This window comes from Phenylobacterium sp. CCH9-H3, from assembly GCF_001557235.1.
In the GTDB taxonomy this organism is placed as follows: Bacteria; Pseudomonadota; Alphaproteobacteria; order Caulobacterales; family Caulobacteraceae; genus Phenylobacterium.
Map to the genome: position 1 here is coordinate 1 of NZ_LSJI01000184.1, position 21,598 is coordinate 21,598.

Genomic DNA, 21,598 nt, shown 5'->3' on the forward strand with positions numbered 1-21,598 from the left:
GATCTGAAGCGGGCGGGCGAGCCGCAACCGCGGCTGCAGCTGCTCGTCTATCCCTGCACCGACGCGGCCTCGCAGAGCGAGTCCATGACCACCTACGCCGACGCCTTCCCGCTCACCAGCGGGATGATGAGCTGGTTCTTGGGACACTACCTGGGGCCGGACGACGATCCCGCCGGCCCGCGCCTCTCGCCGCTGCGGGAAAAGGACCTGGCGGGCCTGGCCCCCGCCGTCATCGCCACCGCCGGTTTCGATCCGCTGGTGGACCAGGGCGAGGCCTATGCGAAGGCGCTGAACGCGGCTGGCGTGACGGTGCGGTACCGTTGCTACGACAGCCTCTCACACGCCTTCACGGCCTTCACCGGCGCGATCCCGGCGGCTGACGCGGCCTGCCGGGAGATCGCCGGCCTGGTGCGAGGGCTTTACGAGGAATAGGCCCATGCGCGCGCTGGTCGTCGAGGAACTGCTTTCCGACTATGCGGGCGTGCGCGTGAAGGACATCCCGCTCCCCGAACCCGGGCCCGGCGAGGTGCGGGTGAAGATCCGGGCGGCCGCGGTGAACTTCCCCGACCTGATGCAGACCCGCGGCGAGCACCAGCACAAGCCCGCCCTGCCCTTCATCGGCGGGATGGAGATGGCCGGCGAGGTCGACGCCCTCGGCGACGGCGTCACCGCCTTCAAGCCGGGCGATGAGGTGTGCGCGGGCGGTCGGGGCGTGTTCGCGGAATACGCCGTGTTCCCGGCGGCGGCCCTGCGGCTGAAGCCGAAGCGGCTCTCCTTCGCCCAAGCCGCCGGCTATCCCGTGGCCTACCTCACCGCCTACGTGGCCTTGAAGCGCTGTGCGGACGCGCAGCCCGGCGAGTGGGTGCTGGTGCACGGCGCCGCCGGCGGCGTGGGCCTGGCGGCCGTCGACTACGCGAAGGTCCTCGGCTGCCGGGTGATCGCCGCCTCGGCCTCCGACGAGAAGCTGGCGGTGATCCAGCGCGAATACGACGTCGACGCCGTGGTCAACGTCACCGGCGGCTTCCGCGAGCGGGTCAAGGAACTGACCGGCGGCCGGGGCGCCGACGTGATCTACGACCCTGTGGGCGGCGACGTCTTCGACGAGTCGACCCGCTGCATCGCCTTCGGGGGCCGCATCCTTTCCATCGGCTTCACCTCGGGCCGCCTGCCGACGCTCCCGGTCAACATCGCGCTCATCAAGGGGTTCTCCGTCCACGGCGTGCGCGCGGGGGAATATGGCCGCCAGTTCCCCGAGAAGGGCCGCGAGAACAATGAGGCGATCTGGAAGCTGGCCGAGGAGGGCGCTGTGAACCCCCGCGTCGACCGCGAATACGCCCTGGACGACTGGCGCGAGGCCTACGAGACTCTCGCCCAGCGCAAGGTGGTCGGCAAGACGATCATCCGGCCGGATCTGTGAGGGCTGTCAGCTCGGTCATTTTCACTCTGGCCATCGGTCTCGCGGCCTGCGCGACGATCCCAGACGAGGAAGCGGCGATCATTCGGGGCTGTCGTGCGATCAAGGCGCGCTTCGGTCCGGAGGCCGTGCGATGCTCAAACCTTCGCGCGAAATTGACCGCTGGCGACACGCAGTGGGTTGTCCTGGAAGACGTCCCGGCGGACACACTTCATGCGACAGGCGCTGCGATCTCAAAGAGGACTGGCCGCGTGTTCAACGTCTGGCGAGAGTAGGCCCCATGACCATCGGCAGTGAAGAAGACCTCGAAAAGCTCAGGGCCGCCGGCCGCTTGGTGGCCCGGACGCTGAAGGCCATGGGCGAGGCTCTGGAACCGGGGATCACCACCCGCGAGCTGGACCAGATCGGTCGCCGGATGCTGGAGGCGGAAGGCGCGCGCTCGGCGCCCGAACTGACCTATAACTTCCCGGGCGCCACCTGCATTTCCGTAGGCCCGGACGTCGCCCACGGCATCCCGGGCGACCGCAGGGTCAAGGCCGGAGACCTGATCAACATCGACGTCTCGGCCGAACTGGACGGCTTCTTCGGCGATACGGGCGCCAGCTTCGCCGTGCCGCCGGCCAGCAAGCGGGTGGAACGCCTGTGCCGCGACGGGCGGCGGGCGCTGTGGACCGGCATCCGCGCCGTGCGCCCCGGGGCGGCTCTCTCCGAGCCTGGCCGGCAGATCGAGGCCTTCGCCCGGAAGAACGGCTACAGCCTGGTCAGGAACCTCGCCAGCCACGGGGTCGGCGCCTCGCTCCACGAGGAGCCCACCGAGATCCCCACCTGGCACGAGCCCCGCGAGCGGCGCCGGATCACCGAGGGCCTGGTCTTCACGCTCGAGCCGTTCCTGTCCCTGGGCGCCGACTGGGTCGAAGAGGCCAACGACGACGGCTGGACCCTTCGCCCGCCGGGCGGCGAGCCCACCGTGCAATACGAACACACCCTGGTGGCCACCCGGAACGGGCCCGTGGTGCTGACGCTGGCGGACTGAACCGGCCTCAGGTGGTTGACACACCCCCGCCCATCCACTATCCACCGCCGCTCGATTTTCGACCCCCGGAGCTTTCGTCGTGAAGCGCACTTTCCAACCGTCTCGCCTCGTGCGCGCGCGCCGTCACGGCTTCCGTCTGCGCATGTCCACGAAGAACGGCCAGAAGATCCTGGCGCGCCGCCGCGCCAAGGGCCGCAAGCGTCTCAGCGCCTAGGATCGGCCAGGTGTCCGCATGACGGACGCCGCGCCTCCAGGTCGCATGACCATCGAAAAGCTGAAGAAGCGCAGCGAGTTTCTCGCCTGCGCCCAGGCCCCCTCGTGCGCGAAGGGGGCCGTCGTCGTTCAGGCGCGCCCGCGCGGCGATGAGACCCCGCTGGTCCGCGTCGGTTTCACGGCCACCAAGCGCATCGGCGGCGCCGTCGAGCGCAACCGCGCCAAGCGCCGGATGCGCGAGGCGGCCCGGGCCCTCCTGCCGGAATTCGCCGTCCCCGGCGTCGACTATGTGATCATCGCCCGCGGCGGCGTGCTAAAGCGCCCCTGGGTCCGTTTGCTTGACGACGTGAAAAGCGCGCTGATAAGGCTCGCCGCCGAACGCGCGGCCCCCCAACTGTAGACGGCCCCGCCCCTTCTCTTCCTCGACGGAAACCTGCGTCCCCGCTCATGAGAGACGACAACACCCGCAACACGATCATCTTCTTCGTGTGCGCGGCCCTCCTGCTCCTGGTCTACCAGGTGTTCGTCATCGACCCGCAGGCCAAGCGCCAGGCGGAGGAGCGCGCACGCCAGGCGCCGCCCGCCGCCACCAGCACGACCGGGGTCGCCGGCCCGCTGGCGCCGCAGGTCCCGGTGGCCGTCACCCGCCAGGCCGCCATCGCCGCCATCCCGCGCGTGCCGATCGAGACGCCGGCGCTGAAGGGCTCCCTGTCGCTTAAGGGCGGCCGCATCGACGACCTCTACCTCGTGAAGTACCGCGAGACGCTCGACAAGGGCTCTCCGCCGGTCGAGCTGCTGCGCCCCGAGGGGACGCAATACGCCCAGTTCGCCGAAGTCGGCTGGGTCGGGGCCAACATCCCCGGGGTGCCCGGCCCGCAGACCACCTGGACGCTCAGCCAGGGCTCGGTGCTCGCGCCCGGCCAGCCGGTTACGCTGACCTACGCCAACGGCGCCGGCCTCACCTTCACGCGCGAGATCGCCGTCGACGACAAGTACATGTTCACGATCACCGACACCGTGGCCAACACCACGGGCCAGCCGGTGACCCTGGCCCCCTACGGCTCGGTTGTCCGCCAGGGCGTGCCGCCGACGCTGGGCAAGAACGGCGTCATCCACGAGGGCGGCATGGGATGGCTGGACGGCAAGCGCCGGCCGCTCAAGTACGCCAAATGGCAGAAGGACGGTTCGACGCCGGTCTACAAGTCCACCGGCGGCTGGATCGGCGTGACCGACCACTACTGGCTGACGGCGGTGATCCCGGCGCAGAACGAGACCTTCGACGGCCAGTACCGCCTGACCAAGTCCCCGGGGCTGAACCTGCTGGACGCCAACTTCGTCGGCCAGGCCAAGTCGATCGGCGCCGGTCGCCAGATCACCCACACCACCCGGGTCTTCGCCGGCGCCAAGCAGAACCCGGTGCTCCAGGAGTACCAGGACAAGCTGGGCGTCCAGAACCTGGACGAGGCCATCGACTGGGGCATGCTGTGGTTCATCACCCGGCCGATCTTCCAGTTCCTGTCCTGGATCTACGGTCACGTCGGCAACTTCGGCGTCGCCATCCTCCTGCTGACCGTCGTGGTCCGCCTCATCTTCTTCCCGCTCGCGAACAAGCAGTACGAGTCGATGACGAAGATGAAGAAGGTGCAGCCGGCGATGGAGGAGCTGCGCAAGAAGTACAAGGACGATCCGGCCAAGCAGCAGCAGGAGTTGCTCGCCCTCTACCAGCGCGAGAAGGTCAACCCGCTGGCCGGCTGCCTGCCCATCTTCCTGCAGATCCCGGTCTTCTTCGCCCTGTTCAAGGTGCTGCAGCTCGAGATCGACATGCGGCACGCGCCGTTCATCGGCTACATCAAGGACCTGTCGGCGCGCGACCCCACCACCATCTGGAACCTCTTCGGCGCGATTCCGTGGGATCCGGGCAGCGCGCCCTTCATCGGCGGCATCCTGGCCACCAGCCTGCACATCGGCATCCTGCCGATCCTGTACGGCTTCACCACGTGGCTCACCACCTCGATGAGCCCGCCGGCCCCCGATCCGATGCAGCAGCGGATCTTCCAGCTGATGCCGATCCTGTTCACCTTCATCATGGCGCAGTTCGCGATCGGCCTGCTCGTCTACTACACGTGGTCGAACATCCTGACGGCCATCCAGCAGTACGTGATCATGCGGCGCTTCAAGGTGGACAATCCGATCGACCAGCTGATCGGGAAGTTCACCAATCGGGGCAAGGCGGTCGGGTGAGCGAGACGCCCCCAGCCCGCGACGGCGACGAGCCCTTCGACGCCGAGGCGCTGGAGGCGGCGCGGGTCTTCTTCGCCCATCCGGTCCGCTTCCTGATGGGCGCCGTGGCCATGGACGGCCTGCCCCCCGCCGACCTGCCGGAGGTGGCTTTCGCCGGCCGCTCCAACGTGGGCAAGTCGTCGCTGATCAATGCCGTGACGGGGCGGACCCACCTGGCGCGGGCCTCGACGGCGCCGGGCCGCACGCGGGAGCTGAACTTCTTCGTGGCCGATGAGACCCTGCGGCTGGTCGATCTGCCCGGGTACGGCTTCGCCAAGGTCAGCCGCGGCGAGAAGAACAAGTTCCAGAACCTGGGCCGGGCCTACCTGCGCGGACGGCCGAACCTGAAGCGCGCCTATCTGCTCATCGACAGCCGCCACGGGCTGAAGGACGTGGACCTGGAGGCCATGGAGGCCTTCGACCTGGCGGCCGTCAGTTACCAGATCGTGCTGACCAAGGCCGACAAGCTGAAGCCCCGCGACGTGGCCCAGATCCGCGCCGAGACGGCCCGCAAGATCGCCAAGCGCCCCGCCGCCTTTCCCCGCGTCCTGGCCACCTCGGCGGAGAAGGGCGCCGGCATCCCGGAACTCCGCGCCGAAATCCTGGCCGCCTGCGAGGTCTGAGGCCGGGCGCGGCTCTAGCCGTCCGCTGCGTCACCCGGCTAACTGGCGCGCGAACCTCAGGGACCCGCCATGATCCAGACCGACTCCCGCGCCCCGTTCGACGAGGAGCTGAACCTGTTCCGCGATCAGGTGCGCAAGTTCTACGACCGCGCCCTAACGCCGAATCTCGACCGCTGGGAAGCCGAGGGCATCATCGACCGCGACTTCTGGCTGGCGTGCGGCGAGGCCGGCATCCTCTGCCCCACGGTCCCGGCCGAGTACGGCGGCCTGGGTCTCGATTTCCGCTACAACGTGGTCATCTCCGAGGAGCTGTTCTACGCGGGCTCGTCGGCGGGCATCACCCTGCAATCCGACATCGTCGCCGACTACATCGCCAACTACGGCTCCGAGGACCAGAAGCAGCAGTGGCTGCCGAAGATGGTCTCGGGCGAGGCGATCACCGCTATCGCCATGACCGAGCCGGGCGCCGGCTCCGACCTACAGGGCGTGCGCACCACGGCCCGGCGCGAGGGGAACGAGTACGTCGTCAACGGCTCGAAGACCTACATCACCAACGGCCAGAACGCCGACCTGATCATCGTCGTGGCCAAGACCGATCCGAACGCCCGGTCGAAAGGGATCTCCCTGATCCTGGTGGAGGCGACCCGCGAGGGCTTCAAGCGCGGCCGCAACCTCGACAAGATCGGCCAGCATTCGGCCGACACCTCGGAGCTGTTCTTCGAGGACGTCCGCGTGCCCATCACCAATTGCCTCGGCGAGGAGGGCAAGGGCTTCGTCTATCTGATGACCCAGCTCCCGCAGGAGCGGCTGGGGATCGCCGTCCAGGCCCAGGCCGCCGCCCAGCGCGCCTTCGACGAGACGGTGAAGTTCACCAAGGACCGCAAGGCGTTCGGGCAGACGGTGTTCGACTTCCAGAACACCCGCTTCACCCTGGGCGGGCTGAAGGCCAAGCTTCAGGCGGGTTGGGCGCATCTCGACTGGGCCATCGCCCGGCACCTGAACGGCGAGCTGACCGCGGCCGAAGCCTCCGCGGCCAAGCTGTTCCACACCGAGCTGCAATGGGAGATCTGCGACGCGGGCCTGCAGCTGCATGGCGGCGCCGGCTACATGAACGAGTATCCCATCGCCCGCCTGTGGCGCGACGCGCGGGTCCAGCGCATCTACGGCGGCACCAGCGAGATCATGAAGGAAGTGATCGCCCGCACGGTCTGACACCGCGAACGGCGTTTTCCGGCACGATGCAACAAGCGCCGCCGTTTGGCGTTCCCAAGATGTCGGACGCCGGGATGTTGTTGAATGGAAAAGCCGGGGATCACGCTTGAGCGCAAGGACGGGACCCGCACGGTCGTCCGTCGGGCCAACCGCCTACTGGGCGCCCTGTCCACACGGGATTTCGAGGTGCTCCAGCCTCATCTCGAACTGGTGGACCTGCCCCGCGGCAAGGTGCTGTTCGAGCCGGGCGACGACGTGGTCACCACCTATTTCCCGTGCCATCGGACCATGGTCTCGCTGCTGATCGTGACCCGCGACGGCCGCGAGGTGGAGGCCGCCACCGTCGGCCGCGAAGGCGCCATCGGCGGGATCGTCAGCGAGGGACACAAACCCGCCTTCGGCCGCGCCATGATGCAGATCGGGGGCCAAGCCTTGGCGATCCCCACCAGCCACCTCGAGGCTGCCAAGACCGGCTCGCCGCGCTTCAGCGACCTCTTCTCCCGCTACGCCGACGCCCTGCTCGCACAGATGATGCAGTCGGTCGCCTGCAACGCGCTGCACCGAACCGAGGAGCGCTGCGCCCGCTGGCTCTTGGCCACCCACGACCGCGCCGGCGACAACATCATCCAGCTGACACAGGAGTCCCTCGCCGAGATGCTGGGCGTGCAGCGCACGACTGTGACCGCGGTGACCGGCGTGCTGCAGGATCGCGGCCTCATCCGCACCCATCGGGGCCGGGTCGAGGTGCTGGACCGGCCCGGCCTCGAGCGCGCGGCCTGCGAGTGCTACCGCGCCGTCGAGGACCACTTCGCGCGGCTGCTGCCGGAAGTGGCGGACTGACCGTCCGCCGACTCCCTGACGACCTCGCCGCCCTTCATCACGAATACCGGCTTTTCCAGCACCGCGACGTCGCTGAGCGGATCGCCCGTCACACCCACCAAGTCGCCGTAGAAGCCGGGCGCCGCCTGCCCGACATCCTTGTCCCACGCCAGAGCCTCGGCGGCGTTGACGGTGGCCGACTGGATGGCCTGCAGCGGCGTCGCGCCGAAGCGGACCATCACCGCGAACTGCTTGGCGTTCAGACCATGCGGATAGACCCCGGCGTCGGTGGCGAAGACCATTCGGGCTCCGGCTTTCAGGGCCTTGCGATAGTTCTCCCGCTGGATGCCGCCGATCTCGCGGTCCTTGCGCAGATTGTCTTCCAGCTCGCCGTTCTTCTTGCCCTCGGCCTGGGTGTAGTCGGTGTTGTAGATGTCGAAGCCGAGCCACGTGCCCTTCTGGACCGCCAGCCTGATCCCTTCGTCGTCGATCAGGCTGACGTGTTCGATGGTGTCGACACCGGCCCGGATCGCGTCCTTGATGCCCGGCGCCCCGTGGGCGTGGGCGGCGACCTTCATGCCCGCCATGTGCGCCTCGTCGGCGATGGCCTTCATTTCTTCGAGGGTGAGCTGCTGGGCGCCCGGTTCCGTCCCGCGCGAGAAGACGCCCCCGGTGGCGCAGATCTTGATCGATCGGGCGCCGTACTTGCGCTGGGTCCGCACCTGCTTTCGGCCCTCCTCCGGGCTGTCCACCAGGGCCGGGCTCTTCTGCTCCATCGAGGGCGGGAAGAACGTCTCGTCGCAATGTCCGCCGGTCGCGCCCAACGCGTAACCTGACGCCATGATCCGGGGCCCCACGATCCACCCTTCGTCGATCGCCTCGCGCAGGCCCACGTCGGCGTAGAAGGCCGTGCCGACGTTGCGCACGGTGGTGAAGCCCGCCTCCAGCGTCGTCTTGGCGTTGGCGACGCCGACGGCCGTCCAGAAACTGTCGGTGAATTCGTAGGGCCGGTAGCCGCCGTACTTGCCGGCGCTCGTCAGGTGGACGTGCATGTCGATGAGGCCGGGGAGCAAGGTGACGCCCGGAAGGTCGACGCGCTCGGCGCCCGCCGGGACTGCATCCCCCGCCTTGCCAACGCGCGTGATCCGGCCATCCTCGATCAGGAGGAGCGGCTTTTCCGCATATTTGCCGGTCTTCACGTCCAGCAGCCGCTCGGCCGTCACCGCGACGGTCTTTGCGTCCGCCCCGCCCGCCAGCATCGCCGCGGCCAGCGCAACGCCCCCGATCGATCTCATCCCGAACTCCCCAATCGTGACGCTTTGACTATCACGGACCTCGCTTGATGACAGGGGCGCCCTCGTCCGCTATCGGACCCCCGCAAGTTTCGAGGACGGTCATTTGAGCCAGGGCACGGAAGAGCAGGGCTGGGCGACGGCGAAGACGCTGGCCGAGGCGCTGCCCTACATCCAGATCTACGACCGCGAGACGGTGGTCATCAAATACGGCGGCCACGCCATGGGCGAGGAGTCGGTGGCCAAGCTGTTCGCCGCCGATGTGGTTCTGCTGAAGATGCTGGGCCTGCATCCCGTCGTGGTGCACGGCGGCGGCCCGCAGATCAGCCGTATGCTGGAGCGGGCGGGGGTCAAGTCGACCTTCATCGACGGCCTGCGCGTCACCGACGACGCCACCATGGAAGTGGCCGAGATGGTCCTGTCCGGCGCGATCAACAAGGAGATCGCCAACTGGATCACCCTGGCCGGCGCCGAGGCCGAGGTGCGGGGCGTAGGACTGTCGGGCAAGGACGCCCGCCTGATCACCGTCGAGAAGGCGCACCGCACCAAGAAGGACCCGGACAGCGAGATCGAGAAGGTCGTCGACCTGGGCTTCGTGGGCGAGCCGAAGAAGATCGACACCACCCTGATCGACGCCCTGCTCAAGGCGGAGGACGACTACATCCCGGTGATCGCGCCCATCGGCGTGTCCGAGGAGGGCCAGACCTACAACATCAACGCCGACACGGTGGCCGGCGCCATGGCCGGGGCGCTCGAAGCCAAGCGTATGCTGCTGCTGACGGACGTGGCGGGCGTGCTGGACAAGAACGGCGACCTGATCCGTCAACTCACCGTCGCCGAAGCCAAGGACGCCATCGCCTCGGGCGTGGCCACCGGCGGCATGATCCCCAAGCTGGAGACGGCCATCGCGGCGGTGGAGGCCGGGGTCGAGGCCGTGGTGATCCTCGACGGCCGCCGCCCGCACGCCATGCTGGTGGAGCTCTTCACCGAGCACGGTTCGGGCACGCTGGTCTGCCGATGAGCGCCAACCTGTTCCGGGCCGATCTGCGCCACATCGACACCTGGCTGTTCGACCTGGACAACACCCTCTACCCCGCCGAGTCCGGCTTCATGGCCGCGATCGTCGACCGCATGACCGACTTCGTGGAGAAGGTCACCGGCCTGCCGCGGGACGAGGCCTTCAGGCTCCAGAAGGCCTATCTGTCCGAGCATGGCCTGACCCTGAAGGGCATGATGCTGAACCACGGCGTCGACCCGAAGGATTTCCACGCCATCTTCCACGACATGTCGCTGGAGGCCCTGGCCCATGACCCGGACCTGCTGGCGGCGCTGGAACGGCTGCCCGGCCGGCGGCTGATCTTCACCAACGCCGACGACGTCCACGCCGAGCGGGTGTTGGAACGCCTGGGCCTGTCGCACCTGTTCGACGACGTCTTCCACATCGGCTCGGCCGGCTACGAGCCCAAGCCCAGCGCGGCGGCCTTCGAGCGCATCGCCGCGGCGCACGCCATCGACCCGACGGTGACGGCCTTCTTCGAGGATTCCGAGCGCAATCTGGCGCCCGCCGCCGACCTCGGCATGACCACCGTGCTGGTGGGCGCCTATGCCGTCCAGTCCACCGCCCCCTTCATCCACCACCGCACCGACAAGCTCGCGCCGTTCCTGATGGACGCGAGACTGAAAGAGGCCGCCTGAACATGTCCGACGACCTGAAGTCCGTGATCGAAGCCGCCTGGGAGGCGCGCGACGGCATCAACACCTCCACCACCGGCCAAGTGCGCGACGCGGTCTATGAGACGATCGAGTTCCTGGATTCCGGCAAGATCCGCGTGGCGGAACGGATGGCGGACGGGACCTGGGTCACCCACCAGTGGGCCAAGCAGGCGATCCTGCTGTTCTTCCGCCTCACCGCGAACCGTCTGATCGACGCCGACGCGCCGCACCCCTACTGGGACAAGGTGCCGCTCAAGTTCACCGGCTGGGACGCCGCCCGCTTCGAGGCCGCCGGCTTCCGCGCGGTGCCGGGCTGCATCGTCCGCAAGGGCGCCTACGTCGCCCGCAACGTGGTGATGACGCCGTCCTTCGTGAACATCGGCGCCTATGTCGATGAGGGCACGATGGTCGACACCTGGGCCACCGTCGGCTCCTGCGCCCAGATCGGCAAGAATGTGCACATCTCGGGCGGCGCGGGCATCGGCGGCGTCCTGGAGCCGCTCCAGGCCAATCCGACCATCATCGAGGACAACTGCTTCATCGGCGCCCGGGCCGAGGTGGCCGAGGGCGTGATCGTGCGCGAGGGCTCGGTGCTCTCCATGGGCACGTTCATCACGTCCACCACGCCGATCATCGACCGCAAGACCGGCCAGACCTTCACCGGCGAGGTGCCGCCCTATTCGGTGGTGGTGTCCGGCAACCGGCCGAACCCTGTCGATCCATCTCTGCCGTCGACCTACTGCGCGGTGATCATGAAGACGGTCGACGAGCGCACCCGCAGCAAGACCAGCATCAACGAGCTTCTGCGGGAATAGCCCCAGGTCCTCCGCCAGAGGAAAGCGACCTAGTCCTCCGGATACAGCCGCCCGTCCCGGTGCTGATAGCCGCCGGGGCCGGTGACCATGTCGATGTCGGGATAGTCGCACTCGTCCGCATCGGGCCTGCGCGAGCCGATCTCGATGTAGACCGCGTCGCGGTCGCTGCGGTTCTGCAGGTGGTGAGCCTGGCCGGGCTCCCCCGCCTTCCACGCGGCGCAGTCGCCGGGACGCAGGACGAGGTCGCCGTCGTCCTCGACCAGCACCACCTCGCCCTCCAGCACATAGACGAGCTCGTCCTCGTGCGTGTGCCAATGCCGCTGGCTCGACCACTTGCCCGGCGGCAGGCGCACGAGGTTGACGCCGAAATCGGTCAGGCCCGCCGCATCGCCCAGCCTTCGCCAGGTCGCGCCCAGGCAGATCTCCTTGAACGGGTGCGGATAGCTGCACCCCGAACGCACCTCCAGCGCGTCGATCTCGATCTTCGGCATCCGTGTCCTCAGCGTTTGCGGCCGTCGTCGACCGGGTAGGGCGTCCCGTCGCGGTGACGGTAGACGTCATCCGGCCCCACGATCATGTCGATGTCGGGATAGTCGCAGGCGTCGACGCCCGGCCGCCGCGACCCGACCTCGAGAAGCACCGCCTCGGTCCCGGAGCGATTCTGGATGCAGTGCCCGTTGGGGACACCGGCCTTGAACCCGGCGCAGTCGCCGGCGCGCAGCACCGTTTCGCCGTCGTCCTCCACCAGCACCACCTCGCCCGACACCACCCAGACGAACTCGTCCTCGACCGTGTGCCAGTGCCGCTGGGCGGTCCACACCCCGGGCGCCAGCCGGATAAGGTTCACCCCGAAGTCCGTCAGCCCGGCCGCGTCGCCCAGTTTCCAGCGGCGCCGGTCCCGGCACGGCGCGTCGAACGGCGCCGGATAGGCGCTGCCGAACCGCGTCGGCGCCCTGTCGATGTCGATCTTCGGCATGATCCCCTCGCCTCTCGTGTCATTGCTAGGTATGGCGAACCCATGCCCGCCGCCATAGACGCCGTCGAACTCACCCGCGACCTGATCCGCCGCCCCTCGGTGACCCCCGCCGATGCAGGCGCCATGGCGATCGTCGAGGAGATGCTGTCCAGCCTGGGCTTCGCGTGCCGGCGCATGAAGTTCGGCGAGATCGAGAACCTCTACGCCCGCTACGGGACCGCCCGTCCCAACCTCTGCTTCGCCGGCCACACCGACGTGGTGCCGGTGGGCGACGCCGCCGCCTGGTCCAAGGACGCCTTCGGGGCCGAGGTGGTGGACGGCGTGCTGATCGGGCGCGGCGCCGTCGACATGAAGAGCGCCATCGCCGCCTTCGCCGCCGCGGCCGCGGACGCCATCGCCGCTGGCCAGGTCGCCGGCTCGCTATCTTTCCTCATCACCGGCGACGAGGAGGGCGTGGCCACTCACGGCACCAAGCTGGTGGTCGAAGCTCTCGCCGCCGAGGGCGAGGTCATTGACCACTGCGTGGTGGGCGAGCCCACCTCGGCCGAGACCTTCGGCGACATGGTCAAGGTGGGTCGCCGCGGTTCCATCAATGCCGAGATCGTCGTGGAGGGCGTCCAGGGTCACGTCGCCTACCCGCACCGGGCCGCGAACCCGGCCCGGCCGCTGATCAAGATGCTGACCGCCCTGCAGGAGCGCCGGCTGGACGAGGGCTATCCCGAGTTCCAGCCTTCGAACCTGGAGGTCACCATGATCGAGATGCCCAACGCGGCGACCAACGTGATCCCGGGCGTGGCGCGGGCGCGGCTGAACATCCGCTTCAATCCCAACCACACCGGCCAGCAGCTCGCCGACTGGTTCGACCTGGAGGCCTGGCGCGCCTCGGTCGACTTCGGCGGCAAGATCACCGTCACCTCCAGCATCAGCGGCGAGGCGTTCCTGACCGAACGCGGCGGGTTCACCGAACTGGTGGCGGCCGCCGTGGCCGACGTCACGGGCCGCGAACCCGAGCTTTCCACCAGCGGCGGCACCTCGGACGCTCGCTTCATTCGCGCGCTGTGTCCGGTAATCGAGGTGGGCCTCGTCGGCAAGACCATGCACCAGGTGGACGAACGCGCCCCCGTCGAGGAGATCCGCACCCTCCAGCGCGTCTACGCCCGGATCATCGAGCGCTACTTCGCGTGACGCCTCAGTAGGTCACGCCTGTCAGATAGAGGCCCTCGGCCGGCGCCACCGGGCCGCACGCCCGCCGATCCCGGGCCTCCAACGCGGCGGCGACGTCGTCCTTCGTCCAGCGCCCCACACCCACTTCGGCGAGAGTGCCGGTCATCGAGCGGACCTGGCGATGCAGGAACGAGCGCGAGGCGAACTCCAGGATCACCTCCGCGCCCTCGCGGCGCACATCGGCCACGTCCAGCGTCTTCATCGGCGACTTCGCCTGGCAGGCCAGGTCGCGGAAGGTCGTGAAGTCGTGGTGGCCCACCAGCACCTGGGCGGCCGCGTGCATGGCCGCCGCGTCCAACGGCTTCTTCACATGCCAGACACGGCCCTGGTCCAACGCCGGCGGGCTGATGCGATTGAGGATCCGATAGCGATAGCGCCGGCCCGTCGCCGAGAAGCGGCTGTGCCAGTCGCCCTCCGCCACCTCCGCCGACAGCACCGAGACGGGGTCCGGCATGAGGTGGAAGTTCAGGGCGTTGCGGACTGTCTCGGCCGGCCAAGCCTTGGCGAGGTCGATGTGGACCACCTGGCCCGTCGCGTGGACGCCGGTGTCGGTCCGGCCGGCGGCGCTGACCCGCAGATCCTCGCCGCAGAACTTCTTGACCGCCCGCTCCAGCGACCCCTGCACCGAGGGCAGCTCGGCCTGGGCCTGGAAGCCGTGGAACGGCCGGCCGTCGTACTCGATCAAGAGGCGGTAGCGTGGCATCAGCCCAGCTTCGTCCCGGGCGGCACGGGATTGCCGCGCAGGAAGACGTCGGCCTCCTGCGGCCCCTTGCCCTCGCGCTGCACCCGCAGCAGGCGGACTGCGCCCTCGCCGGTGGCCACCAGCAAGCGGTCGTCCAGCGTGACGCCGGGCTCGCCCGTTTCGTCCTCGAAGGCGGAGAGCAGCGCCTTCACCCGGACCGGCCCCTTGTCGGTGGGCAGCTCGAACCAGGCGCCGGGGAATGGCGACAGCCCGCGGATCTTGCCGTCCAGGACCGACCCGGGCTTGGTCCAGTCGAGGCGCGTGAACCTGGGGCTGATCTTCTTGGCATAGGTGACGCCCTCCGCGGCCTGGGGCGTCGCCACGGCGGTTCCGGCCTCGATGTCGGCCAGGGTGCGGACGATGAGATCGGCGCCGGCCGCCGCCAGCCGGTCGTGCAGCGTCCCGGCGGTCTCCAGGGCGTCGATCCGGACGGTGGCCGTGGCCAGCACCGGCCCCTCGTCCAGGCCCTCGGTCATACGCATCACCTGCACGCCGGTGACCTTGTCGCCGGCCATGATCGCCCGCTGGATCGGCGCGGCGCCCCGCCACCTCGGCAGCAGGGAAGCGTGGACGTTGTAGGAGCCCAGCCGCGGCGCCTCCAGCACCGCTGCGGGCAGGATCTGCCCGAAGGCCACCACCACGGCGGCGTCCAGCCCCAGCGCTGCGAACGCCGCGACTTCCGACGGGTCTCGCATGGAGGCAGGCGTCCGCACCGGGATGCCGTGGGCGTCGGCGAAGGCGTGCACGGGCGAGGGCTTCAGCTCGTGTCCCCGGCCGCGCGGGGCGGGCGGCTGGGAGTAGACGCAGGCCACCTCGTGTCCCGCCGCCACGATGGCCGCGAGCGCCGAGACGGCGAAATCCGGAGTGCCGAGGAAGGCGAGACGCATGGCCGGGTCTTAGCGGGCGGAGCGGCGCAAGGGAACTTCGCGCCAAGCGTGGCCGTTGGATGGGAGAAGTCGCAGGGAGCCCGTCACATGCAGAAGTCGATCATGGTCGCGACCGCCAGCCTGGTGTTCGCGCTCACCGCCTGTTCGCAGGCCGAACGCGAGGACGCGGCGGGCGACGTGAAGGCCGCCGCCCAGGATATCGGCCAGGAGGCCAAGGAGGCGGCCAACAGTCCTGCGGTCAAGGAACTGGGATCCGAGATCAAGGAGGCCGCAGGCGACGCCGGCCAGGTGATCAAGGAGACCGCGAAGGGCGCGGCGGAAGGCGCCCGCGAAGGGGCCGCCAAGGTCGAGGCCGAGAGCAAGGACGCGGCCCACGACGCGGCGCACTAGGGCCGCAGACGCTACCAGATGACCAGGCCCTGACTCGTGGGCAGCTCCAGCACATGGCGGCCGCGCTGTTGGAACCACCTGGTCTCCAGTACGTGCTGCTGGCGGTAGGCCGAGGCGCCGAAGTCGTCGAGCACGATGACCGCGCCGGGAACCAGCCGGGATTCGATGGCCTCCAGGGTCTCGATCTCCCCCCGCGCGCTGTTCATGTCGATGTGAGCAAAGGCGATCCGCTCGGGCAGCCCTTGCTCGAAACTCTGGGGCAGACAGCCCTTCACGACCTTCACGTTGGGCCGGTCGGCGAACCGCGCCGCGACGAAGGCGAACAGGTCGGGGCCATGCTCGGGCATGGCGTGGTGGTCCATCGACGCGTCGTGTTCGAAGAGGTCGTAGAGGAACACCTCGCGGTCCGTGACGCCGGCGGCGTCCAGCATGATCAGAGCTGTGGTGCCCTTGTAGCAGCCGCACTCGATGAAGCCGCCCTCGAGGCGCGACGCCTGGCGCGCGCCCCACACGACGCTGACCGTCCGCCACAGCACCCCGCGCTCGAAGCCGTCCTTGGCGTGCGCGTTGAAGGCGGTCAGGAAGGCCGCATCATCCAGGAAGCCCAGGTTTCGGCCGAAGGCGATGAGGTTGTCCGAGGCGAACCAGTGATTGTCGAACTGCGCCGAGGCGACCAGCTGATCCAGCGCCGCGTTGAAGGCGGCGTGATCGCGGACGCCCCAGAAATAGCGTGAGCGGAAGGATGGGGCACGCAAGTCTGACGCCTGGCGAAAACCGAGACGTCCTGCGCGCCTCGGCCCGAGCTATAGCTGGGCCGCTAGGAGGCTTCTAGGCCGCCCGGACGAGCTTCTTGACCTTCTTCACCGCCTGCTCGCGCTTCAGGCGCGACAGATGGTCGATGAAGAGCACGCCTTCCAGGTGGTCCATCTCGTGCTGGATGCAGACCGCGAAGAGGCCCTCGGCGTCCTCCTCGACCTGTTCGCCCTGGTAGTTCAGATAGCGCAGCTTCACGCGCGCCGGCCGCTCGACCTCGTCGAAGATCTCGGGCACGGACAGGCAGCCCTCTTCGTACGGCGCGGTTTCGTCCGAGGCCCACAGGATCTCGGGGTTCACGAAATAGCGGGGCTGGGGCGGCTCGTCCTGGCGGGCCAGGTCCATGACGATCACGCGCTTGGGCACGCCGATCTGGATGGCCGCCAGACCGATGCCGGGGGCGTCGTACATCGTCTCCAGCATGTCATCCATCAGCGCGCGCAGCTCGTCGTCGACGGCATCGACGGGCTGGGACACCTGCTTCAGCGCAGGATGCGGGACGACGAGGATCTCACGAAGGGCCATGGCGCGCAGGTAAGGGTCCGATTGTTGACCGTCAAGGTAGGAGAAGGCCGCGGCGCTGCTACGCTTCGCCGCCGGCCGCCAGGCGCACGGCCGGCGCCTCGCTGGTGGTCAGCTTGGCCAACGGCCGCACGGCCACCTCCACGGGCTGCAGTTCGACGACCTCCTTGCCCTGGTGATCGACCTTCAGTTCCTCGAACCGGCGGGCCTGGGTCAGGACCTGGGTCTCCAGCGAGCCGACGAACTGGTTGTACCGGCTGACCGCCGCCTCCAGCGCCTTGCCCACCGATCCGGCGTGGGCCCCCATGACCGAGATCCGCTTGTAGAGTTCCTTGCCCAGGTCGGCGATCTTCTGGGCGTTGGCGGCCTGCTCCTCCACCCGCCAGCCGTAGACGACGGCCTTGCAGAGCGCGAACAGGGTGGACGGCGTCACGATCACCACCCGCCGGTCCATGGCGTCGTTCATCAGCTCGGGCGCCCGGTCCAGCGCCGCGGCCAGGGCCGAGTCCAGCGGTACGAACATGGCCACGAAGTCCGGCGAGTTCTGGAACTGATCCCAGTAGGCCTTGGCCGAGAGCCCCTGGATGTGGCCGCGCACGCTTTGCACGTGGCGCACGCCCGCCGCGTCGCGGGCGTAGTCCTCGGCGGCCTCCTGCAACTCCAGGAAGGCGTTGAGCGAGCACTTGGCGTCGATCACGAACAGGCCCCCACCCGGCAGGCGCACGGTCACGTCCGGCCGCCGGCGGCCTTCTTCCGTGTCGGTGGAGGTCTGCTCGTCGAAGTCGAAACGCCCGGACAGCCCCGCCGCCTCCAGCACGTTGCGCAGGGTCTGCTCGCCCCACCGCCCCTGCACGCCCGCGCCCCGGCGCAGCGCCGCCGACAGCTTTCGCGCCTCGTCCTGGGTGGCGGCAGAGGCCTGCATCAACTGGGCGATCTGTTCCTTGAGGCCGCCCTGCTCCTCGGCCCGCTGCTTCTCCACCGCGGTCACCTGTTCCTGGAACTTCTGCAGCGTGTCGGCCACCGGCTTCAGCTGGGCCTCCAGTCGCGCCTGGGCCAGTTGCTCGCGGTTGCGCACCGCCTCCTCGTTCTTGCGCAGGATCTCCTCGGCGACGCTGGCCGCCGACTGGGTGAGCTGGGCGCGGACGAGGTCCCCCTGCTCGGCCATCAGCTTCATCCGCAGTTCGGCGTGCGAGGCCCGGCCCCGCTCGCGCAGCGCCCAGGCGATGGCCGCCGCGGCGATGAGCACGCAGAGGATCGCGAGGAAAAGGAGTCCGTTCATGGTGCGTTCTTAGCGCACTCCGTGAGTCGGGTCAGCCCACCAGGCGCCCGCCGATGGTCTCGCCTCGGGAGAGGGTGGAGGTGATCGGCGCCAGCAGGAACATCTCGCCCAGGCCCGCGGTCGCCGCCGCCGGGCCGATGTCGCGGATGAGGTGGCGTTTCAGGTCTTCGGCGATGCTGCCCTCGGGCGCCAGGGGATCGCGGGCCAGCAGTTCGGCGCAGGTGGCGTCGTCCGTCGCCCGGTCGCCGGTCAGGTCGCCGATCCGCTCCATGACGATGGGATAGGCCGAAGGCGTGCGCGCCGCGTTCAGCGCCGCCGCCATGACGATCCCGTCCAGGAACGAGGCCTTCGACAGCGGCACCCCGTTCCAGATCACGAAGATGGGCGTCTGGCCCACGGTGTCGAACAGGATCGCGAACAGCTGGCCCTCGGCCGGCAGGAGCCAGCCATCGAACAGGAGGCCCGCCCCGCCGACCTTGAACTGCAGCAGGCCGTTCTCGTGACGTCGCACCATCCCATGGTCGTGGAAGAAGCGGCCCGGCATCATCACCGAGGGGCGGGTGGTGCGCCAGAACCCCTCGTAGGCGTGTCCGCGCCGCTCGGTGGTCAGGCGCGACATCTCCAGCACCGGCAGGGGCAGGGAGTCCGGCGCATCGTGCAGGCCGGCCACGCCGTGGCCGTTGACCGGCGCCGCCACGCCCAGGAGACCCGCCAGGCCCGGCAGGTCCCGGTCCCAGTCCAGCATGGTGAAGCCCGGGCAGCGGTTCGAGATCACCCGCGTCAGGTTCTCGAGGTTGTGCGCGGACGGCGTTACGACCCCCGACGCCCACCGCCCGACCAGCGATTTGTCCACGCCGAGTTCCGCCGCCAGGCGCCCGCGGCTCATGGAGAGCGCCTTGAGCACCAGCGTCAGCTTCTCGTGAAAAGGCACGGATAACGCCATCGACGAACATTGTTTCACAATGCAACCCGCTGATGCAACGGTTGCGCACCCGGTTGCATCGCAGGTTCCGCGCAGGGCGCCACCGTTGCGCCTTTCGCAGGCGTCCGCTGCACCTGCGCGATCACGCCGCACCCGCCTACCATTCAGTCAACGACAAGCGGCCGAAGGTCGTGACCCCGGAGGAAACGATGCGGCTGGCCAACCACATTTTCTACGCGCTCGCGGCGCTGATCGGCGTCTCGCTGGTGGCGCTGAGGGATCCCTCGGTGGGGATGCTCACGGCCACCGCCGGCCAACCCGTGGCCGCGTGCCGAAGCGATCATCTGGAGCGGCCCTGCGACCCCGGTGTCGTGGGCGGCGTCCTGCGCGGGGGCCACGTGGTCGCCCGCTGAACGAGGCAATGGGCTGAGGCGCGCATTCTCCCGTGCAGCGCGCTTTCGGCTCCGCGTCGAGGCCGTCTCTCGCGGTCCTCGGCGCAGCGGCGGCCGGGCGAAGGCCCGCCCCGCGCGGTCCCCGAAGGGGTGCTGGCGCTCCGCGTCGCTGGCGGCCATCCCACGGTCGCCGGCGGCGCGGACGTGCCGTCTAAGCGGGACGCCGCGCCCGCATCGCCTGGGCGATGGTCCCGTCGTCCAGCCAGTCCAGTTCGCCGCCCACCGGCACGCCGCGGGCCAGCATGGTCACGCTGACCCCCGCCCCCGCGAGACGCTCGGCCAAGTAGTGGGCCGTGGTCTGGCCGTCCACGGTGGCGGGCAGCGCCAGGATCACCTCGCGGACGCCCTCCTCCGCGGCGCGGCCGACCAGCGAGCCCACCCGCAGCGCCTCCGGCCCCACGCCATCCAAGGCCGACAGGAGGCCGCCCAGCACGTGATAGCGACCCCGGAACGCGCCGGCCCGCTCCATGGCCCACAGCGCCCCCACCTCCTCGACCACGCAGATCAGCGCGCCGTCGCGGGTCCGGTCGGCGCAGATGGCGCAGGGGTCCTGGGTGTCGAGCGAGCCGCAGACCTGGCAGGTCTTCACCCGCGCCGCCGCCTCGGCCAGGGCGTCCGACAGCGGCAGCAGAAGCTGGTCCCGCCGCTTCAGCAGCGCCAGGGCCGCGCGCCGGGCCGACCGCGGCCCAAGCCCGGGCAGCTTCGACAACAGGCCGATCAGGCGCTCGATCTCGGGTCCGGCGGAGGCGGCCAAGCTCAGCCCTTCGGAACCCGCGTGGCCTGGCTCATCACCACGACCCAGCGACCGTTCCGCTTCTGCCAGACGTCGATGAAGCGCAGCGTCACGTCATAGGGCTGGCCGCCCGACGTGCCCCGGGCGCGCGCCACACCGCCCAGGATGGCCGCGTCGCCCATGAGCTTTTCGACCTTTTCCTCGACCGTGAAGGGCTCCAGCCTGTAGCCGGGCGCCACCTGGTCGGCGATGAAGCTGGCCTTGTCCTGCACCTGGCCGGCCGAATTGTGCAGCCGGTAGTCGTCGGCGATCAGGCGCTCCAGCTCGGCCCTGTTGCTGGTGACCTGGGCCTGGTCGTAGTCGTGCGCCGCCTTCGCCAGGTCGGCGGGCAGCGCCACGGAGACGGCGGCCAGGATCGCGGCGACCAGCATCAGAACTTCGGCATGCCGGGGATGTTCAGGCCGGCCAGCGGACCGGCCGCCTCGCGCATCACCTCGGCCTGCTTCTCATCCAGCTTGCGCTTGGCGTCGGCGTGGGCGGCCACGATCAGGTCGGCGACCACCTCGCCCTCGCCCGGCGCCATGAGGCTCTCGTCCAGGTCGACGCGGGCGAGTTCGCCCGTGCCCTTGAGAACCAGCTTGACCATGCCGCCGCCCGACGTGCCCTCGACCTCCAGCGCGCCGATCCGCTCCTGCGCCTCGGCCATGCGCTGCTGCATGGCCTGGGCCTGCTTCATGATCGAACCCAGGTCTTTCATCGGTCAGTCCTCGTCGGCGTCGTCTTCGGGAGGCGGCGCTTCGGCCGGCTCGGGTTGCTTAAGGTGGCGTATGCCCACGATCTCGGTCCCGGGGAAGGCCTGCATCACGCCCTGGATGAAGGGGTGCTGCTCGATCTCGGCGCGCACCTCGCGTTCCTCGCGCTTCTGCTTCTCCCAGAGGCTCTCGGCCCCGCCGCCGCCCTCGGCCGCGATCAGCCAGCGCTCGCCGGTCCATTCCTTCAGCCGCGAGACCAGCCGCTGGGCCAGGTCGTTCGGCGCGCCCGGGGCGGGTTCGTAGGTGATGGCGCCCGGGCGGAAGTTGATCGGCCGGATGAACCGCTCCACGTCCAGCTTCAGCCGGATGTCGCGCCGCCGGTCGATCAGCGCCAGCATGTCCTCGAAGGTCTGTAGGTTGGCCACCGGTTCGGTAGACGGCAGGCCGGGCGCGATCTGCTGGCGCGCGACCGCGTTGGCAGCCAGCCCCGCC

27 protein-coding genes and 1 pseudogene are annotated in these 21,598 nt (G+C 69.4%); 15 read left to right on the top strand and 13 right to left on the bottom strand.

Going from position 1 to position 21,598, the window contains the following annotated elements; all coding sequences use genetic code 11:
• From AX721_RS16860 to AX721_RS16900, 9 genes are all read left to right on the top strand, one after another.
• On the top strand, positions 1-432 hold a 432-nt coding region (locus AX721_RS16860; RefSeq protein WP_156467211.1), incomplete at its 5' end, for an alpha/beta hydrolase fold domain-containing protein.
• A 4-nt stretch (positions 433-436) separates the two neighbouring features.
• Positions 437-1,417: an NADPH:quinone oxidoreductase family protein gene (locus AX721_RS16865; RefSeq protein WP_068877156.1), complete on the top strand. Its 981-nt coding sequence runs from the start codon at positions 437-439 to the stop codon at positions 1,415-1,417.
• A gap of 277 nt (positions 1,418-1,694) precedes the next feature.
• Positions 1,695-2,447 (top strand): type I methionyl aminopeptidase, encoded by a 753-nt coding sequence (map, locus tag AX721_RS16870; protein WP_068877157.1) that lies wholly within the window; start codon positions 1,695-1,697, stop codon positions 2,445-2,447.
• A gap of 79 nt (positions 2,448-2,526) precedes the next feature.
• Positions 2,527-2,661: a 50S ribosomal protein L34 gene (gene rpmH, locus AX721_RS16875; protein WP_068877158.1), complete on the top strand. Its 135-nt coding sequence runs from the start codon at positions 2,527-2,529 to the stop codon at positions 2,659-2,661.
• 18 nt (positions 2,662-2,679) lie between these two features.
• Positions 2,680-3,060 carry a ribonuclease P protein component gene (rnpA, locus tag AX721_RS16880; protein WP_068877159.1) on the top strand — a complete coding sequence of 127 codons (381 nt, stop codon included), beginning with the start codon at positions 2,680-2,682 and terminating at the stop codon, positions 3,058-3,060.
• Between the two features lie 47 nt (positions 3,061-3,107).
• On the top strand, positions 3,108-4,901 hold the full coding sequence (gene yidC / locus AX721_RS16885; protein WP_068877160.1) for a membrane protein insertase YidC: 1,794 nt from the start codon (positions 3,108-3,110) through the stop codon (positions 4,899-4,901).
• 95 nt (positions 4,902-4,996) lie between these two features.
• A complete protein-coding gene (gene yihA, locus AX721_RS16890) occupies positions 4,997-5,563 on the top strand; it encodes a ribosome biogenesis GTP-binding protein YihA/YsxC (protein ID WP_068877180.1) in 567 nt (188 codons plus the stop codon).
• Positions 5,564-5,632: 69 nt separating this feature from the next.
• Positions 5,633-6,775 carry an acyl-CoA dehydrogenase family protein gene (locus AX721_RS16895; RefSeq protein ID WP_068877161.1) on the top strand — a complete coding sequence of 381 codons (1,143 nt, stop codon included), beginning with the start codon at positions 5,633-5,635 and terminating at the stop codon, positions 6,773-6,775.
• Between the two features lie 84 nt (positions 6,776-6,859).
• Complete coding sequence (locus tag AX721_RS16900) at positions 6,860-7,615, top strand: Crp/Fnr family transcriptional regulator (protein WP_068877162.1); 756 nt, start codon at positions 6,860-6,862, stop codon at positions 7,613-7,615.
• Here AX721_RS16900 and AX721_RS16905 read toward each other — a convergent pair.
• Positions 7,561-8,889, bottom strand: coding sequence for an amidohydrolase family protein (locus tag AX721_RS16905; RefSeq protein WP_082765661.1), 1,329 nt, complete (start codon positions 8,887-8,889; stop codon positions 7,561-7,563). The two genes, AX721_RS16900 and AX721_RS16905, sit on opposite strands and share 55 nt — an antisense overlap.
• A 103-nt stretch (positions 8,890-8,992) precedes the next feature.
• Here AX721_RS16905 and argB point away from each other — a divergent pair, with 103 nt between their 5' ends.
• From argB to dapD, 3 genes are read left to right on the top strand one after another with little or no spacing between them, the layout of a single operon-like run.
• Positions 8,993-9,907 carry an acetylglutamate kinase gene (argB, locus tag AX721_RS16910; RefSeq protein ID WP_068877163.1) on the top strand — a complete coding sequence of 305 codons (915 nt, stop codon included), beginning with the start codon at positions 8,993-8,995 and terminating at the stop codon, positions 9,905-9,907.
• A complete protein-coding gene (locus tag AX721_RS16915) occupies positions 9,904-10,581 on the top strand; it encodes a pyrimidine 5'-nucleotidase (protein WP_068877164.1) in 678 nt (225 codons plus the stop codon). The genes argB and AX721_RS16915 overlap by 4 nt, the downstream gene beginning before the upstream one ends.
• 2 nt (positions 10,582-10,583) lie before the next feature.
• On the top strand, positions 10,584-11,414 hold the full coding sequence (gene dapD / locus AX721_RS16920; RefSeq protein ID WP_068877165.1) for a 2,3,4,5-tetrahydropyridine-2,6-dicarboxylate N-succinyltransferase: 831 nt from the start codon (positions 10,584-10,586) through the stop codon (positions 11,412-11,414).
• A 29-nt stretch (positions 11,415-11,443) separates the two neighbouring features.
• Here the strand turns inward: dapD and AX721_RS16925 are convergent, their stop codons facing one another.
• Positions 11,444-11,905, bottom strand: a complete 462-nt coding sequence (locus tag AX721_RS16925; protein ID WP_068877166.1) for a cupin domain-containing protein — start codon at positions 11,903-11,905, stop codon at positions 11,444-11,446.
• A gap of 8 nt (positions 11,906-11,913) precedes the next feature.
• The gene (locus AX721_RS16930) at positions 11,914-12,390 is read right to left on the bottom strand and encodes a cupin domain-containing protein (protein ID WP_068877167.1); all 477 of its coding nucleotides are present in this window, start codon (positions 12,388-12,390) and stop codon (positions 11,914-11,916) included.
• Between the two features lie 42 nt (positions 12,391-12,432).
• Between AX721_RS16930 and dapE the strand changes: the two genes are divergently transcribed.
• Positions 12,433-13,575, top strand: coding sequence for a succinyl-diaminopimelate desuccinylase (gene dapE, locus AX721_RS16935; RefSeq protein WP_068877168.1), 1,143 nt, complete (start codon positions 12,433-12,435; stop codon positions 13,573-13,575).
• Positions 13,576-13,579: 4 nt separating this feature from the next.
• Here dapE and truA read toward each other — a convergent pair whose 3' ends face one another.
• Positions 13,580-14,317 (bottom strand): tRNA pseudouridine(38-40) synthase TruA, encoded by a 738-nt coding sequence (gene truA, locus AX721_RS16940; protein ID WP_068877169.1) that lies wholly within the window; start codon positions 14,315-14,317, stop codon positions 13,580-13,582.
• Positions 14,317-15,243 (bottom strand): methionyl-tRNA formyltransferase, encoded by a 927-nt coding sequence (fmt, locus tag AX721_RS16945; protein WP_068877170.1) that lies wholly within the window; start codon positions 15,241-15,243, stop codon positions 14,317-14,319. The genes truA and fmt overlap by 1 nt, the downstream gene beginning before the upstream one ends.
• Before the next feature lie 87 nt (positions 15,244-15,330).
• On the opposite strand from fmt, the gene AX721_RS16950 reads away from it, so the two are divergent.
• Positions 15,331-15,633 carry a hypothetical protein gene (locus tag AX721_RS16950; RefSeq protein WP_068877171.1) on the top strand — a complete coding sequence of 101 codons (303 nt, stop codon included), beginning with the start codon at positions 15,331-15,333 and terminating at the stop codon, positions 15,631-15,633.
• A gap of 11 nt (positions 15,634-15,644) precedes the next feature.
• Here the strand turns inward: AX721_RS16950 and AX721_RS16955 are convergent, their stop codons facing one another.
• The 4 genes from AX721_RS16955 to AX721_RS16970 all read right to left on the bottom strand — a co-directional run bounded on the left by AX721_RS16955 (position 15,645) and on the right by AX721_RS16970 (position 19,178).
• Positions 15,645-16,388, bottom strand: coding sequence for a class I SAM-dependent methyltransferase (locus tag AX721_RS16955; protein ID WP_068877172.1), 744 nt, complete (start codon positions 16,386-16,388; stop codon positions 15,645-15,647).
• Between the two features lie 73 nt (positions 16,389-16,461).
• On the bottom strand, positions 16,462-16,971 hold the full coding sequence (locus tag AX721_RS16960) for a peptide deformylase (protein WP_068877173.1): 510 nt from the start codon (positions 16,969-16,971) through the stop codon (positions 16,462-16,464).
• A gap of 58 nt (positions 16,972-17,029) precedes the next feature.
• Entirely contained in the window at positions 17,030-18,247 is a 1,218-nt protein-coding gene (locus AX721_RS16965) for a DNA recombination protein RmuC (RefSeq protein ID WP_068877174.1), read from the bottom strand.
• 31 nt (positions 18,248-18,278) lie between these two features.
• On the bottom strand, positions 18,279-19,178 hold the full coding sequence (locus AX721_RS16970; protein WP_068877175.1) for a helix-turn-helix transcriptional regulator: 900 nt from the start codon (positions 19,176-19,178) through the stop codon (positions 18,279-18,281).
• Positions 19,179-19,378: 200 nt separating this feature from the next.
• Between AX721_RS16970 and AX721_RS16975 the strand changes: the two genes are divergently transcribed.
• Positions 19,379-19,582: a hypothetical protein gene (locus AX721_RS16975; RefSeq protein ID WP_068877176.1), complete on the top strand. Its 204-nt coding sequence runs from the start codon at positions 19,379-19,381 to the stop codon at positions 19,580-19,582.
• 190 nt (positions 19,583-19,772) lie between these two features.
• Here AX721_RS16975 and recR read toward each other — a convergent pair whose 3' ends face one another.
• The 4 genes and pseudogenes from recR to AX721_RS16995 form a co-directional block, all read right to left on the bottom strand.
• Positions 19,773-20,375 carry a recombination mediator RecR gene (gene recR / locus AX721_RS16980; protein WP_068877177.1) on the bottom strand — a complete coding sequence of 201 codons (603 nt, stop codon included), beginning with the start codon at positions 20,373-20,375 and terminating at the stop codon, positions 19,773-19,775.
• A 2-nt stretch (positions 20,376-20,377) separates the two neighbouring features.
• Entirely contained in the window at positions 20,378-20,785 is a 408-nt protein-coding gene (locus tag AX721_RS16985) for a nuclear transport factor 2 family protein (RefSeq protein ID WP_068877178.1), read from the bottom strand.
• Positions 20,785-21,111, bottom strand: a complete 327-nt coding sequence (locus AX721_RS16990) for a YbaB/EbfC family nucleoid-associated protein (protein ID WP_068877179.1) — start codon at positions 21,109-21,111, stop codon at positions 20,785-20,787. Before AX721_RS16990 ends, AX721_RS16985 begins: the two co-directional genes overlap by 1 nt.
• Positions 21,112-21,114: 3 nt before the next feature.
• Positions 21,115-21,598, bottom strand: a pseudogene (locus tag AX721_RS16995) (DNA polymerase III subunit gamma/tau); the annotation flags it as partial.

Excerpts from the sequence above, each read along its gene's own strand:
- AX721_RS16925 (WP_068877166.1), bottom strand. The coding sequence starts at position 11,905 with ATGCCGAAGATCGAGATCGACGCGCTGGAGGTGCGTTCGGGGTGCAGC.
- yidC (WP_068877160.1), top strand. The coding sequence starts at position 3,108 with ATGAGAGACGACAACACCCGCAACACGATCATCTTCTTCGTGTGCGCG.
- AX721_RS16975 (WP_068877176.1), top strand. The coding sequence starts at position 19,379 with ATGCGGCTGGCCAACCACATTTTCTACGCGCTCGCGGCGCTGATCGGC.
- AX721_RS16895 (WP_068877161.1), top strand. The coding sequence starts at position 5,633 with ATGATCCAGACCGACTCCCGCGCCCCGTTCGACGAGGAGCTGAACCTG.
- map (WP_068877157.1), top strand. The coding sequence starts at position 1,695 with ATGACCATCGGCAGTGAAGAAGACCTCGAAAAGCTCAGGGCCGCCGGC.
- AX721_RS16905 (WP_082765661.1), bottom strand. The coding sequence starts at position 8,889 with ATGAGATCGATCGGGGGCGTTGCGCTGGCCGCGGCGATGCTGGCGGGC.
- AX721_RS16865 (WP_068877156.1), top strand. The coding sequence starts at position 437 with ATGCGCGCGCTGGTCGTCGAGGAACTGCTTTCCGACTATGCGGGCGTG.
- dapD (WP_068877165.1), top strand. The coding sequence starts at position 10,584 with ATGTCCGACGACCTGAAGTCCGTGATCGAAGCCGCCTGGGAGGCGCGC.
- AX721_RS16985 (WP_068877178.1), bottom strand. The coding sequence starts at position 20,785 with ATGCTGGTCGCCGCGATCCTGGCCGCCGTCTCCGTGGCGCTGCCCGCC.
- truA (WP_068877169.1), bottom strand. The coding sequence starts at position 14,317 with ATGCCACGCTACCGCCTCTTGATCGAGTACGACGGCCGGCCGTTCCAC.
- AX721_RS16915 (WP_068877164.1), top strand. The coding sequence starts at position 9,904 with ATGAGCGCCAACCTGTTCCGGGCCGATCTGCGCCACATCGACACCTGG.
- AX721_RS16950 (WP_068877171.1), top strand. The coding sequence starts at position 15,331 with ATGCAGAAGTCGATCATGGTCGCGACCGCCAGCCTGGTGTTCGCGCTC.
- yihA (WP_068877180.1), top strand. The coding sequence starts at position 4,997 with ATGGGCGCCGTGGCCATGGACGGCCTGCCCCCCGCCGACCTGCCGGAG.
- AX721_RS16990 (WP_068877179.1), bottom strand. The coding sequence starts at position 21,111 with ATGAAAGACCTGGGTTCGATCATGAAGCAGGCCCAGGCCATGCAGCAG.
- AX721_RS16900 (WP_068877162.1), top strand. The coding sequence starts at position 6,860 with ATGGAAAAGCCGGGGATCACGCTTGAGCGCAAGGACGGGACCCGCACG.
- fmt (WP_068877170.1), bottom strand. The coding sequence starts at position 15,243 with ATGCGTCTCGCCTTCCTCGGCACTCCGGATTTCGCCGTCTCGGCGCTC.
- dapE (WP_068877168.1), top strand. The coding sequence starts at position 12,433 with ATGCCCGCCGCCATAGACGCCGTCGAACTCACCCGCGACCTGATCCGC.
- AX721_RS16960 (WP_068877173.1), bottom strand. The coding sequence starts at position 16,971 with ATGGCCCTTCGTGAGATCCTCGTCGTCCCGCATCCTGCGCTGAAGCAG.
- rnpA (WP_068877159.1), top strand. The coding sequence starts at position 2,680 with ATGACGGACGCCGCGCCTCCAGGTCGCATGACCATCGAAAAGCTGAAG.
- AX721_RS16965 (WP_068877174.1), bottom strand. The coding sequence starts at position 18,247 with ATGAACGGACTCCTTTTCCTCGCGATCCTCTGCGTGCTCATCGCCGCG.
- AX721_RS16930 (WP_068877167.1), bottom strand. The coding sequence starts at position 12,390 with ATGCCGAAGATCGACATCGACAGGGCGCCGACGCGGTTCGGCAGCGCC.